Below are 13,387 nucleotides of genomic sequence, written 5' to 3' on the forward strand. Positions count from 1 at the left end.
TTCTCCTTCATGACGTTCCTGATCGCCGTACCGACCGGTGTGAAGTTCTTCAACTGGATCGGCACGATGTGGAAGGGTTCGCTGTCCTTCGAGACACCGATGCTCTGGGCCGTCGGCTTCCTGATCACCTTCACGTTCGGTGGTCTGACCGGTGTCATCCTGGCCTCGCCCCCGATGGACTTCCACGTGTCCGACTCGTACTTCGTGGTGGCCCACTTCCACTACGTGGTCTTCGGTACGGTCGTCTTCGCCATGTTCTCCGGCTTCCACTTCTGGTGGCCGAAGATGACCGGCAAGATGCTGGACGAGCGTCTCGGCAAGATCACCTTCTGGACGCTGTTCATCGGCTTCCACGGCACCTTCCTGATCCAGCACTGGCTGGGCGTGGAGGGCATGCCGCGCCGGTACGCCGACTACCTGGCGGCCGACGGCTTCACCGCCCTGAACACGATCTCGACCATCAGCTCGTTCCTGCTGGGCCTGTCGATCCTGCCGTTCCTCTACAACGTGTGGAAGACGGCCAAGTACGGCAAGCCGGTCGGCGTGGACGACCCCTGGGGCTACGGCCGTTCGCTCGAGTGGGCGACGTCCTGCCCGCCGCCGCGGCACAACTTCCTCACCCTGCCGCGGATCCGCAGTGAATCCCCGGCGTTCGACCTGCACCACCCCGAGATCGCCGCGCTCGAGCAGCTCGAGCACGCCGGTCACGGCACCGCCATCGCGGGCGAGAAGGAGGCCGGCAAGTGAAGATCCAGGGCCGGATGTTCATCTGGCTGAGCTTCTTCCTCCTGATCATGGCCGTCGTGTACGGCGTGTGGTCGAAGGAGCCGGCCGGCACCACGGCGCTCTTCCTGGCCTTCGGCCTGGCCATCATGATCGGCTTCTACCTGGGCTTCACCGCCCGGCGGGTCGACGCGGGTGCCCAGGACGACAAGGAGGCCGATGTCGCGGACGAAGCGGGCGAGCTGGGCTTCTTCAGCCCGCACAGCTGGCAGCCGCTCATGCTGGGCGTCGGCGGCGCGATCGCCTTCCTCAGCATCGCGGTCGGCTGGTGGCTGATCTACTTCGCCGCGCCGATCATCGCCATCGGCCTGTTCGGCTGGGTGTTCGAGTACTACCACGGTGAGAACCGCACCCAGTAGGACGCGGTGACGCCCGCGCCGAGCGCGCCAGGAGCCCGGATCCTCCGTCAGGAGGGTCCGGGCTCCTGCTTTTGCCACGACGCATCACCCGAACGACTTACGTACCGCGCCAAGCAGGTCTCCATCTCATAGCGTGATCATATGAATCACACTCCGCGGACCCGCACCGTCGTCAGCTGCGCGTTGCTGGTGATCGCCCTCGGCGCGGGCGTCACCTCCTGCGGTTCGGACGGCAACCCCCTGTCGGCCAGTCCGTACGACGCGGCGGGCCAGATCTCCTTCAACGGCCCCACCGAAGCGGGGAAGCGGGCCGACCCGGACAAGCCCCTGGAGATCACCGCCGAGAGCGGTGAGGGCCGGATCACCGACGTCACCGCCCAGGACTCCACAGGGCGCTTCGTGGCGGGCGAACTCGCCGCCGACGGCAGTCGCTGGCACAGCATCTCCCCGCTGGCCGCGAACGCCCATTACACGGTCCGCGTCAGCACCGAGGACGACGACGGGGCGCCCGGCCGCAAGGTCCTCACCTTCGACACCAGCAAGCCCACCAGCAAGCAGCGGCTGAACGTCACGTTCGGGCCCGAGTCGGGCGTCTACGGCGTCGGACAGCCCATCACCGCCCAACTCGACCGCGAGGTCAAGGACAAGGCGCAGCGGGCCGTCGTGGAGCGCGGCCTGCGTGTGGACTCCGTGCCGGCCGTGCAGGGCTCCTGGTACTGGGTCAGCAACAAGGAACTCCACTTCCGCCCCAAGGACTACTGGGCCGCCCACACCACTATCCAGGTGCACAGCAACCTGGAGGGCGTGAAGATCAGCGACCGGCTCTGGGGCGGCAAGGCGAAGGCGTTGAAGATCACAACCGGTGACCGGATCGAGGCCGTCACGGACGCCTCGACGCACCAGCTGACGTACTACAAGAACGGGCAGGAGGTCGAGCAGATCCCGGTCACCACGGGCAAGCCCGGCTTCGAGACCCGCAACGGGGTCAAGGTCGTCCTGGAGAAGCAGTACCTCGTACGGATGCGCGGTACCACCGTCGGCATCGCCGAGGGCAGCTCCGACTCGTACGACCTGCCGGTCTACTACGCCACCCGGGTCACCTGGTCCGGTGAGTACGTGCACGCCGCGCCCTGGTCGGTCGGCTCCCAGGGCTCCGCCAACGTCAGCCACGGCTGCACGGGGATGAGCACGTCCAATGCCGAGTGGTTCTTCGACAACGTCCATCCGGGTGACATCGTCAAGGTGATCAACTCCAACGGTGACCCGATGGAGGCCTTCGGCAACGGCTTCGGGGACTGGAACCTCGACTGGAACAAGTGGCGCACGGGCAGCGCCCTGACGGCCGGCACACCGGACACCGCGGCACCGTCCCACGACGCCCCCAGGCTGCGGCCGGTGGCCCTGTGACCCGGGGCGCGGGGCGGTACGGCCCGCCCCGCGCCCCCGGACCGCCCGTCAGACGCCCAGCAGCCGCTTACGGCGCAGCAGGGAGGCCAGGGCGGAGGCGAACTCCACCGGCTCCACCGGCAGCGTCACAGCGGCGTCCGCACGGCTCCAGGTGGCCAGCCAGGCATCCTGCGGCCGCCCCATCAGCAGCAGCACGGGCGGGCAGTTGAACACCTCGTCCTTGATCTGCCGGCACACCCCCATGCCGCCCATCGGCACGGCCTCGCCGTCGAGCACGCACACGTCGATGCCGCCCTTGTCCAGCTCGCGCAGCACCGCCTCGGGCGTCGCGCACTCCAGGAACTCCACGACCGGCACGTCCGGAGCGGGCCGTCGCCCTGCGGCCAGCCGCACCTGTTCGCGGGTGTTGGAGTCGTCGCTGTACACCAGCACTGTGGCGGTCGGCTGCATGCTTCCTCCGAGACGTCGACGTCGTACGGACCGGGCCGTTCGAGGCGGATGCTACTCCCATGAACACCACGTCAACACCGGTTCGACGGGGCAAGACACTCCGAACGGCACCCCCCGGAGTGAGGGCGGGATAAGCGACCGACATAATGTCGGTCGTGGCGACAGCAACGACAGTAGAAACCGGGCACGCGCACCCGTCGGTCAATCGACCGAACCTCACCAGCGTCGGAACCATCATCTGGCTGAGTTCCGAGCTGATGTTCTTCGCGGCCCTCTTCGCGATGTACTTCACCCTCCGGTCGGTGACCGGACCGGCGCACTGGAAGAAGATGGCGGAGGCACTCAACGTGCCCTTCTCCGCCACGAACACCACGATCCTGGTGCTCTCCTCGCTGACCTGTCAGCTCGGCGTCTTCGCCGCCGAGCGCGGGGACGTGAAGAAGCTCCGTGGCTGGTTCAGTCTCACCTTCATCATGGGCGCGATCTTCATCGGCGGTCAGATCTACGAGTACACGGAGCTGGTGAAGAAGGACGGGATCTCCCTGTCCTCCGACCCGTACGGCTCGGTGTTCTACCTGACCACCGGCTTCCACGGCCTGCACGTGACGGGCGGACTCATCGCCTTCCTGCTGGTCCTCGGCCGCACCTACGCGGCGAAGAGGTTCACTCACGAGCAGGCGACCGCGGCCATCGTCGTGTCCTACTACTGGCACTTCGTCGATGTCGTCTGGATCGGCCTCTTCGCCACGATCTACCTGATCAAGTAGCCGGGACCGTTCCCGCACATCCAGCATCGACGCAGAAGATCCTGACACCGGGGTAATCCGTGAAAAAGCTCTCCTCACGACGACGCCATCCGCTGGCGGCGGTCGTCGTCCTACTCCTCGCGCTGGCGGCCACTGGGGGGCTGTACGCCGCGTTCGCGCCCGCGAGCAAGGCACAGGCCGATGAAACCTCCCAGTCCCTGACCATCAAGGAGGGCAAGAAGCTCTACGAGGTCGGCTGCGCCAGCTGCCACGGCACCGGTGGCAAGGGCTCCTCCGACGGGCCGAGTCTGGTCGGCGTGGGCGCCGCGGCCGTCGACTTCCAGGTGGGCACCGGCCGTATGCCGGCCTCCACCTCCCAGATGGCCCAGCTCCCGCGCAAGAAGGTCACCTACACCCAGGCCGAGATCGACCAGCTCGCCGCGTACGTCGCGTCGCTGGGCGCCGGCCCGAACGTGCCGACGAAGCAGCAGTACGGCCCGGAGGGCGCGGACATCGCCAAGGGTGGCGAGCTGTTCCGCACCAACTGCGCGCAGTGCCACAACTTCACCGGCAAGGGTGGTGCCCTCACCAAGGGCAAGTACGCGCCGAGCCTCGAGGGTGTGGACCCCAAGCACATGTACGAGGCCATGCAGACCGGCCCGCAGAACATGCCGTCCTTCCCCGACACCACGATGTCGGAGAAGAACAAGAAGGACATCATCGCGTACCTGAACGCGGTCAACGGTGACGAGACGGTCAACCCGGGCGGCCTCGAGCTGGGCGGCCTCGGGCCGGTCACCGAGGGTCTGTTCGCCTGGATCTTCGGTCTCGGCGCACTGATCGCGGTTGCCGTGTGGGTCGCCGCCCGGACCGCAAAGGCCAAGAAGTCATGAGTAGCCAAGACATTCCAGAAGAGAACCTGCCCGCAGAGCAGGACCACGCGCACGGCGCCGTGAGCGTCGCGGACGAGGCGAACCCGTTCGCGGACCCGGGGCTGCCGCCCCACGAGCACCGGATCCAGGACATCGACGAGCGGGCCGCCAAGCGGTCCGAGCGCGTCGTCGCCCTGCTGTTCACGTTCTCGATGCTGGCCACCGTCGGCTTCATCGCCTCGTACGTGACGATCTCGCCCGACACCTCGGTCTTCGTCTTCCCGATCGGGCACATCAGCGCGCTGAACTTCGCGCTCGGCCTGACCCTGGGCGCGGCGCTGTTCTGCATCGGCGCGGGCGCGGTCCACTGGGCCCGCACCCTGATGTCCGACGTGGAGGTCGCCGCCGAGCGTCACCCGATCGCGGCCCCGCCCGAGGTCCGCGCGCAGGTCCACGCGGACTTCAAGCAGGGCGCCAAGGAGTCGGCGCTCGGCCGCCGCAAGCTGATCCGCAACACGATGTTCGGCGCGCTCACCCTGGTGCCGCTCTCCGGCGTCGTCCTGCTGCGCGACCTCGGCCCGCTGCCCGGCACCTCGCTGCGGCACACCGTGTGGGCCAAGGGCAAGCTCCTCGTCAACACGAACACGAACCAGCCGCTGCGTCCCGAGGACATCCAGGTCGGTTCGCTCACCTTCGTCAGGCCCGAGGGCCTGGAGGAGACCGACGAGGACTTCCAGAACGAGATCGCCAAGGCCGCCCTGATGATCATCCGGTTGCAGCCGGGCAACATCAAGGACAAGCGCGAGCTCGACTGGTCGCACGAGGGCATCGTCGCCTTCTCGAAGATCTGCACCCACGTCGGTTGCCCGATCTCGCTGTACGAGCAGCAGACGCATCACGTCCTGTGCCCGTGCCACCAGTCCACCTTCGACCTCTCCGACGGTGCCCGAGTGATCTTCGGCCCCGCCGGTCACGCCCTGCCGCAGCTCCGCATCGGCGTGAACGACGAGGGTTACCTCCAGGCGCTCGGCGACTTCGAGGAGCCCGTCGGTCCTGCATTCTGGGAGCGCGGATGAGCACCAACGAGAACAACGAACGACGCGGCAAGGCGCCGGCCGGCGAGCGGGTCGCCGACTGGGCCGACGGACGGCTCGGGATCTACTCCCTGGCCAAGTCCAACATGCGCAAGATCTTCCCCGACCACTGGTCGTTCATGTTGGGTGAAGTCTGCCTGTACAGCTTCCTCATCATCATCCTGACCGGTGTCTATCTGACGCTGTTCTTCCACCCGTCGATGAACGAGGTGGAGTACCACGGCAGCTACGTCCCGCTCCAGGGACAGCTGATGTCCGAGGCCTTCAGCTCGACCCTGCACATCTCCTTCGACGTGCGCGGTGGTCTGCTCATCCGGCAGATCCACCACTGGGCCGCGCTGATCTTCCTCGCCGGCATGTTCGTGCACATGATGCGCGTGTTCTTCACCGGCGCGTTCCGCAAGCCGCGTGAGATCAACTGGCTGTTCGGCTTCCTGCTGTTCGTCCTGGGCATGTTCACCGGCTTCACCGGTTACTCGCTCCCGGACGACCTGCTCTCCGGCACCGGTGTGCGCTTCACCGAGGGCGCGATCCTGTCCATGCCGATCGTCGGCACGTACATCTCGTACTTCCTCTTCGGCGGCGAGTTCCCCGGCCACGACTTCGTGGCCCGGTTCTACTCGATCCACATCCTGCTGCTGCCGGGCATCATGCTCGGCCTGGTGGTGGGCCACCTGATCCTGGTCTTCTACCACAAGCACACGCAGTTCGCGGGTCCCGGAAAGACCAACAAGAACGTCGTCGGCATGCCGCTGCTGCCGGTCTACATGGCCAAGGCCGGAGGCTTCTTCTTCCTGGTCTTCGGTGTGATCGCGGCCATCGCCGCGGTCACCCAGATCAACCCGATCTGGGCCATGGGCCCCTACCGTCCGGACCAGGTGTCCACGGGCGCCCAGCCCGACTGGTACATGGGCTTCGCCGAGGGTCTGGTCCGCTACATGCCGGGCTGGGAGATCAACTTCTGGGGTCACACGCTCGTCCTGGGCGTGTTCATCCCGCTGGTCCTCTTCGGCCTGGTGCTCGCCGCGATCGCGCTCTACCCGTTCATCGAGTCCTGGGTCACCGGGGACAAGGGCGAGCACCACATCCTGGACCGCCCGCGCAACGCCCCGACGCGCACCGGGTTCGGTGTCGCCTGGATCACGGTGTACATGGTCGGCCTGGTGGGCGGTGGCAACGACCTCTTCGCCACCCACTTCCAGCTGTCGCTCAACGCGGTCACGTGGTTCGTCCGGATCTCCTTCTTCGCCGGACCGGTCATCGCCTTCATCGTCACCAAGCGGATCTGCCTCGGCCTGCAGCGCCGGGACCGCGAGAAGGTGCTGCACGGCCGCGAGACGGGCATCATCAAGCGCCTGCCGCACGGTGAGTTCATCGAGATCCACGAGCCGCTCAGCCAGGAGCAGTTGCACACCCTCACCACCCACCACCAGTACGAGCCGGCCGAGATCGGCCCGACGGTGGACGAGAACGGTGTCGAGCGCAGGGTGAAGGGGTCCGAGAAGCTGCGCGCCAAGCTCAGCAACGCCTACTTCGGCGAGGACAACCAGATCCCGAAGGCCACCGTCGAGGAGTACCGGGAGATCACGAGCGGCCACGGCCACCACTGATCCCCGAGCGTCGCCACGCCACAGTCGAAGGGCTCCGTCCGCGTTGCGGACGGGGCCCTTCGCCGTGTCCGGGGCTGGATAGGGTGGGAACACACTGTTCTGCGACGACACCCAGGAGCGGCTATGAGCGCTGTGACCCCCGCTGGAGGCGACACCGCGGCGGGCCGTTCCTGGCCCGCCCTGCTGAACGGTCTGCTGGACGGCCGGGATCTGTCCGCCGACGAGACCGCCTGGGCGATGGACCGCATCATGCGCGGCGAGGCTACCGACGCCCAGATCGCCGGCTTCATGGTGGCGCTGCGCGCCAAGGGCGAGACGGTCCAGGAGATCACCGGCCTCGTGCGGACCATGTACGAGCACGCGAATGTGATCGAGGTGCCCGGGCCGGCCGTCGACATCGTCGGCACCGGCGGCGACGGCGCGAAGACGGTGAACATCTCCACCATGTCGTCGATCGTCGTCGCCGGCACCGGCACGAAGGTGGTCAAGCACGGCAACCGCGCCGCGTCCTCCGCCTCCGGCTCCTCCGACGTCCTGGAGAAGCTCGGCATCAATCTCCACCTGACCCCGCGACGGGTCGCCGAGGTCGCCGAAGAGGCCGGCATCACCATCTGCTTCGCGGTGAAGTTCCACCCGTCGCTGCGCCATGTCGCGGCGGCCCGCGGCCAGTTGGGCATCCGTACCACCTTCAACGTGCTCGGCCCGCTGACGAACCCGGCCAAGGTGCGCGCCCAGGCGGTCGGTGTGGCCGATCCGCGCATGGCCCCGATCGTGGCCGGGGTCCTCGCCGAGCGCGGGAACTCCGCCCTGGTGTTCCGGGGCGACGACGGCCTGGACGAACTGACCACCACCGCCACGTCCCGGGTGTGGGTGGTCCGGGACGGCAAGGTCACCGAGGAGCGCTTCGACCCGCGGGACGTCGGCATCGAGCTGGTCCCCGTGGAGGCGCTGCGCGGCGCCGACGCCTCGTACAACGCGGAGGTGGCCCGGCGCGTGCTGGACGGCGAGCACGGCCCCGTCCGGGACACGGTGCTGCTGAACTCGGCGGCGGCGCTGGTCGCCCTGCATCCGGCCGACGCGCCGCTCACCGAGCAGCTGCGCGCGGGCATGGCGAGGGCGGCGGAGTCGATCGACAGCGGGGCGGCGAAGCGGACGCTGGAGCGGTGGGTGGCGGCCAGCAACGCCTGACACCCGCCGGGTGCGACGCGGGCGCGGTCCGGATGGCGGACCGCGCCTTGCGCATCGGAGATCGTGTGGCAGGATACTGAACCAGGTCATGAGTGACAGCCATTCGGCCCCGGCCGGCTGTCCGGCAACCCTCCGTCCGTGGCGGGGTGCCCCGGGTGAGGACCAGGTCGTGGGCAGCGAGGTCCACGGCAAGCGCGGACCCCTCGCGCGGCTCCTGAAGGAGCGCGGGACCAGGGGTCCTGGTCGTCGAGGGAGCCTTCTGTGAGCAAGCGAATGCGATAGGGCGTAGAGCCCCGCCTCCGCGTACCCCTTTTCACCTTCCGCCGTGCTTCGAGCCGTACCGCTCGCACGGTGTCACCGGCCTGCCTCACGGGAGTGCACCCATGTCCGTCTCCACCGCTGCCGCCCCCCGCACCATTTGTGACCAGTTGCCCGTTCTGGGGTGTGACGTCACCGTCCCGCTCGTGACGGGCGGCGAGGTCACCTACGCCGCGCTGGACTACGCCGCCAGCGCCCCCGCCCTGCAGCGCGTCTGGGACGACGTCGCCGCCTACGCGCCGTACTACGGCAGCGTCCACCGCGGTGCCGGCCACCTCTCCCAGCTCTCCACCGACCTGTTCGAGAACGCCCGCCGGACGGTCGCCGGATTCCTCGACTGCCGCGAGAGCGACCAGGTGGTCTTCACCCGGTCGACCACCGACTCCCTGAACCTCCTCGCCCGCGCGCTCCCGGCCGGCTGCGAGGTCTTCGTCTTCGAGACCGAGCACCACGCCGCCCTGCTGCCGTGGCAGGACGCGAGGGTGACCGTCCTCGACGCGCCGCGCACCCCGCGGCGGGCCGTGGAGACCCTGGAGCGGGCCCTCGCCGACCGCGACCCGCACGGCCCGGCCCTGGTGTGCGTCACCGGCGCCTCCAACGTCACCGGGGAGCTGTGGCCGGTGCGCGAGCTGGCCGCCGCGGCCCACGCGCACGGGGCCCGGATCGTCCTGGACGCCGCCCAGCTGGCCCCGCACCACCCGGTGTCGGTCCGGGACCTGGACGTCGACTGGGTGGCCTTCTCCGGTCACAAGCTGTACGCGCCCTTCGGGTCCGGCGTGCTGGCCGGCCGGGCCGACTGGCTGGTCGCGGCCGAGCCGTACCTCGCGGGCGGCGGCGCCAGCCGCAGGGTCGCCCGGCGCACCGACGGGGGAGTGGACGTGGAGTGGCACGAGAGCGCCGCGCGCCACGAGGCCGGCTCCCCGAACGTCATCGGCGCCTACTCCATCGCCTCCGCCTGCAAGGCCCTCACCGAGGCCGGCTGGGACGCCCTCGTGGCCCGCGAGCAGCACCTGATCACCCGGGTCCGGGCGGGTCTCGCCGAGGTGCCGGAGGTCAGGGTGCTCTCCCTCTTCGGTGACGACGCCCCGCGGGTCGGCGTGCTCTCCTTCGTCGTCGAGGGCTGGAACAGCTCCCACTTCGCCGCCGCGCTCTCCGCCGAGTACGGCATCGGCGTCCGCGACGGCCTGTTCTGCGCCCACCCGCTGGTCCGCACCCTGCTGGGCGGCGACCCGCGGACCCAGGGCGAGTGCGGGGCGACCGAGGCCGCGCCCGGTGAGAAGTCCCTGAACGCCGTCCGGGTCAGCTTCGGGGCGGGCACGCCCGACGAGCACGTCGAGCGCTTCGTCGACGCGGTGAGGGAACTGGTCCGCGACGGCGCGCGGTGGCGCTACCGCGCCGAGGACGGGCGCTGCGTGCCGGTGCGCGACCAGGCCTGAGCCGGGCGCACGGAGCTAGGCGGCGGCGTTCACGAGTCGAGGCCGATCGCGAACGCCGCCTCCAGGTCGTGCTGGGAGTACGTGCGGAACGCGACGTGCGTGTCGGTGCCCTCCACGCCGGGGATCTTGCTGATCCGTCCCGGGATGACGTCGGCCAGGTCCTCGTGCTGCCGCACCCGCACCATGGCGATCAGGTCGTAGGTGCCGGTGACGGAGAAAACCTCGCTCACGGAATCCAGCGAAGCGATCTGCTCCGCGATCTCGGGGATCCGGTCCACGCTGGTCTTGATCAGGACAATCGCGGTGATCACGGCAGGTTCTCTCCCTCGGGCGCCGGGGCCGGTGCGGACTTCACTCTAGTAGTCGGCCCGTAGCGCACCCACGCGTAGCCGAAGCCGAGGCCGAAGCCGATCAGGTGGGCGAGGTAGGCCACCCCGGGGCCCTGGCCGGAGCGGCCCGCCGCGAGCCACTGCAGGGCCGCCCAGAAGGGCAGCACCACCCAGGCCGGGAAGCGCAGGGGCAGGAAGAACAGGAAGGGGAGGAGACTGGTCACACGGGCACGCGGGAACAGGTACAGGAACGCTCCGAGGACCGCCGAGATCGCCCCCGAGGCGCCCACCAGCGACTGCCCGGAGGTGGCGTTGGCGGCCGCGTAGCCCAGCAGGGCCAGGTAACCGCAGCCGACGTAGAAGAGGGTGAACTCCACCCGGCCCATCCGTTCCTCGGTCATCAGCCCGAAGACGAAGAGGAAGAGCATGTTGCCGAGCAGATGCACCCAGCTGCCGTGCACGAACAGGGCGGTGGCCGGGGTCAGGGCCGCCCGGACCGACGGGTCGAACAGCTCGGCCGGGACCACGCCCCAGTGGCGGAAGTACGCCCGCTGCGCCGCGAACAGCGCCCCGCCCGAGCCGTACGCCGGGGTGAGGCCGGAGGCCGGGCCGAGCACGAAGATCAGGGTGCACAGGACGAGGAGGACGTACGTCATCGGCGCGGAGGCGCCCCGGACCGCCCGGAACGCTCCACAGACCGCCGGGCCCCAGGTGCGGATCATGACTACAGAGCATGACGTAACGGGACGTAAGCCGGCAGATCGCCTCGCCGCCGTGGACGGACGGGCGGCGATCGACCGGCAGGCCGTAGGGTTACGAGCCACACGCGTCGGGGAGCGGCGCGGACCGACCCGAGAAGGAAGCGAACAGTCACGATGACGGTTCCCCTGCCGACCGCCACGACACGATGGCGCTGCGCCCTCTGCGGCAACCTCACCCGCTTCGACGTGACCCGCTCGTCGAAGGTCGTCGAGTACGTTCACCTCGACCTCGCGGGCGAGCCGACGGTCGAGGAGCGCGAGGTGGTCAGTGAGACCATCGAGTCGGTCCGTTGCCGTTGGTGCAACGCGGTGGACCAGGTGGAACTCGTGGACAGGCCGGGCGCCGGCTCCTGAGCGGAGCGGGTCCCGTAGAGGTATTGGGGTGTGACGGATGGTGGAGACCGCAGGCGGGGGGCCGGGCGACGGCACCGCTGAGGTGCTTGACCGTCCGCTGCCCGACGGCGTGCGCCGGCGGGTCGTGCAGATCGTCTCGGACGGCTTCGGTCTGCTGACCGTGACGGAACTGCCCGCCCAGTTGCGGCAGTACGCCCGGTTCGCCCCCAATCGCCGGGCCAAGTTCGCCGGCAACGCGATGGCGGCGGCGCTGGAGACCGACGCGCTGTTCCGGCAGCGGATCGGGGAGAAGTTCAGAGAGGCGCAGCCGGAACTCTCCGGCGCGCTCGACTCCGGCTCACCGCCCCCGGCCGCGGACCCGCTCGATGTGGCGGCCGCGGCCTACGTACTGCGGGCCACGGGCTGGGTGAAGCTGGTCACCGCGGCCGGCGAGGAGGCGCAGCGCGCCGACGCCGAGCGGGCCGACGAGGAGAGCCGCGCCGAACTCGAGCGGCTGCGCGCGGAGCTGGACCAGGCCCGCGAGCAGACCCGCGCCGAGACCGAACGGCTGCGCGTCGAGGCGGAGTCGGCGAAGCGGGAAGCGGAGTCGCTGCACCGCAAGCTGCGTGCCGCGCTCAGCGACGTCAAGCGCGGTGAGGCCGCGCTGCGCAAGGTCCGGGGCGAGATCGAGGCCCTGCGCGCCGAGGGGCACGCGCAGCTGTCGGCCGCCGAGAGCGAGTCCCGGCGGCTCAAGGCGCGCCTGGGCGAGGTCGAGGCGGCGCTGGAGGCCACCCGCCGGGCGGCCCGCGAGGGCCGCAGCGTGGAGGACATGCGGGTGCGGCTGCTGCTGGACACCATGCTGGACGCCGCCCAGGGGCTCCGGCGTGAACTCGCCCTGCCGCCGGTCTCCGTGCGCCCGGCCGAGACCGTGGACGCGGTCGAACCGGGACGGATGACCCCGAAGGACATCGCGGCCCGGGCACTGTCCGAGAACGACCCGGCGATCCTCGACCAGTTGCTGGCGCTGCCGCAGGCGCATCTGGTGGTCGACGGCTACAACGTCACCAAGACCGGCTATCCCCAGATGCCGCTGGAGAAGCAGCGGCTGCGCCTGCTGGGCCAGCTCTCGGCGCTCGCCGCGCAGACCGGCGCCGAGGTGACCTGTGTCTTCGACGGCGCCGAGCTGGCCGCGCCGGTGCTGCTCGCGCCGCCGCGCGGGGTGCGGGTGCTGTTCTCCAAGCCGGGTGTCACGGCGGACGAGCTGATCCGTCAGCTCGTGCGCGCCGAGCCGCCGGGCCGTCCGGTCATCGTCGCCTCGACCGACCGGGAGGTGGCCGACGGGGTCGCCCGCGCCGGTGCCCGTCCCGTGGCCTCTGCGGTACTTCTGAAGCGACTGTCCTGAAGGTGCAACGCGCATATGCAATGCCCGAATTGGCCGTATCTTCACGCAACGTAGTGTCGATCGGGCATCACCGCACGTGAGTTGTGTGCAAAGAATGCGTTGCGTCACCGGATTTTTTGCCGCGGGGATTTGAACTGATCACAACTGGGTCACTAGGGTCTGGGCTCGAACCTCCGAACGGGTGATCACTCACAAGAAGGAGATCGTCCCTCGTGGCGTCCCATCGTCGACCCAAGCAGCCGAGCCGCACGCGTGTCACCGTGCTGACCACCGCGGCAGCCGCCGCCGTCGTGCTGAGC

General features: G+C 69.3%; 14 protein-coding genes and 1 riboswitch. Of the genes, 11 read left to right on the top strand and 3 right to left on the bottom strand.

The window, feature by feature from the left end:
* The 3 genes from ACFVVO_RS38960 to ACFVVO_RS38970 all read left to right on the top strand — a co-directional run.
* Positions 1-747: cbb3-type cytochrome c oxidase subunit I (locus ACFVVO_RS38960; protein ID WP_390061626.1), on the top strand; the 747-nt coding region annotated here is incomplete at its 5' end.
* The gene (locus ACFVVO_RS38965; RefSeq protein WP_390061628.1) at positions 744-1,142 is read left to right on the top strand and encodes a cytochrome c oxidase subunit 4; all 399 of its coding nucleotides are present in this window, start codon (positions 744-746) and stop codon (positions 1,140-1,142) included. The genes ACFVVO_RS38960 and ACFVVO_RS38965, both read left to right, overlap by 4 nt.
* A 141-nt stretch (positions 1,143-1,283) precedes the next feature.
* On the top strand, positions 1,284-2,549 hold the full coding sequence (locus ACFVVO_RS38970; protein ID WP_390061629.1) for an Ig-like domain-containing protein: 1,266 nt from the start codon (positions 1,284-1,286) through the stop codon (positions 2,547-2,549).
* Between the two features lie 48 nt (positions 2,550-2,597).
* Here the strand turns inward: ACFVVO_RS38970 and ACFVVO_RS38975 are convergent, their stop codons facing one another.
* Positions 2,598-2,999, bottom strand: a complete 402-nt coding sequence (locus tag ACFVVO_RS38975) for a hypothetical protein (RefSeq protein WP_390061631.1) — start codon at positions 2,997-2,999, stop codon at positions 2,598-2,600.
* 146 nt (positions 3,000-3,145) lie between these two features.
* Here ACFVVO_RS38975 and ACFVVO_RS38980 point away from each other — a divergent pair, with 146 nt between their 5' ends.
* The 6 genes from ACFVVO_RS38980 (at position 3,146) to ACFVVO_RS39005 (ending at position 10,263) form a co-directional block, all read left to right on the top strand.
* Positions 3,146-3,766, top strand: coding sequence for a heme-copper oxidase subunit III (locus ACFVVO_RS38980; RefSeq protein WP_390061633.1), 621 nt, complete (start codon positions 3,146-3,148; stop codon positions 3,764-3,766).
* Positions 3,767-3,825: 59 nt separating this feature from the next.
* On the top strand, positions 3,826-4,638 hold the full coding sequence (locus ACFVVO_RS38985) for a c-type cytochrome (protein WP_390061635.1): 813 nt from the start codon (positions 3,826-3,828) through the stop codon (positions 4,636-4,638).
* On the top strand, positions 4,635-5,693 hold the full coding sequence (locus ACFVVO_RS38990) for a Rieske 2Fe-2S domain-containing protein (protein WP_390061637.1): 1,059 nt from the start codon (positions 4,635-4,637) through the stop codon (positions 5,691-5,693). Before ACFVVO_RS38985 ends, ACFVVO_RS38990 begins: the two co-directional genes overlap by 4 nt.
* Positions 5,690-7,321 carry a cytochrome bc complex cytochrome b subunit gene (locus ACFVVO_RS38995; protein WP_390061638.1) on the top strand — a complete coding sequence of 544 codons (1,632 nt, stop codon included), beginning with the start codon at positions 5,690-5,692 and terminating at the stop codon, positions 7,319-7,321. Before ACFVVO_RS38990 ends, ACFVVO_RS38995 begins: the two co-directional genes overlap by 4 nt.
* A 123-nt stretch (positions 7,322-7,444) precedes the next feature.
* Positions 7,445-8,509, top strand: a complete 1,065-nt coding sequence (trpD, locus tag ACFVVO_RS39000; RefSeq protein WP_390061639.1) for an anthranilate phosphoribosyltransferase — start codon at positions 7,445-7,447, stop codon at positions 8,507-8,509.
* Between the two features lie 84 nt (positions 8,510-8,593).
* Positions 8,594-8,710, top strand: a riboswitch (SAM riboswitch).
* Positions 8,711-8,892: 182 nt separating this feature from the next.
* On the top strand, positions 8,893-10,263 hold the full coding sequence (locus ACFVVO_RS39005) for an aminotransferase class V-fold PLP-dependent enzyme (RefSeq protein ID WP_390061640.1): 1,371 nt from the start codon (positions 8,893-8,895) through the stop codon (positions 10,261-10,263).
* Between the two features lie 29 nt (positions 10,264-10,292).
* On the opposite strand, the gene ACFVVO_RS39010 is transcribed toward ACFVVO_RS39005, so the two are convergent.
* Together ACFVVO_RS39010 and ACFVVO_RS39015 are read right to left on the bottom strand one after the other, a co-directional pair.
* Complete coding sequence (locus tag ACFVVO_RS39010; RefSeq protein WP_199210240.1) at positions 10,293-10,574, bottom strand: Lrp/AsnC ligand binding domain-containing protein; 282 nt, start codon at positions 10,572-10,574, stop codon at positions 10,293-10,295.
* Positions 10,571-11,314 carry a rhomboid family intramembrane serine protease gene (locus ACFVVO_RS39015; protein WP_390061642.1) on the bottom strand — a complete coding sequence of 248 codons (744 nt, stop codon included), beginning with the start codon at positions 11,312-11,314 and terminating at the stop codon, positions 10,571-10,573. Before ACFVVO_RS39015 ends, ACFVVO_RS39010 begins: the two co-directional genes overlap by 4 nt.
* 153 nt (positions 11,315-11,467) lie before the next feature.
* Between ACFVVO_RS39015 and ACFVVO_RS39020 the strand changes: the two genes are divergently transcribed.
* Positions 11,468-11,707, top strand: coding sequence for a hypothetical protein (locus tag ACFVVO_RS39020; RefSeq protein ID WP_029382693.1), 240 nt, complete (start codon positions 11,468-11,470; stop codon positions 11,705-11,707).
* Positions 11,708-11,744: 37 nt separating this feature from the next.
* Positions 11,745-13,088: an NYN domain-containing protein gene (locus ACFVVO_RS39025; protein ID WP_390061643.1), complete on the top strand. Its 1,344-nt coding sequence runs from the start codon at positions 11,745-11,747 to the stop codon at positions 13,086-13,088.
* Positions 13,089-13,387 lie beyond the last annotated feature (299 nt).

Origin of the sequence: Streptomyces sp. NPDC058145, assembly GCF_042884245.1 — a bacterium.
GTDB lineage: Bacteria > Actinomycetota > Actinomycetes > Streptomycetales > Streptomycetaceae > Streptomyces.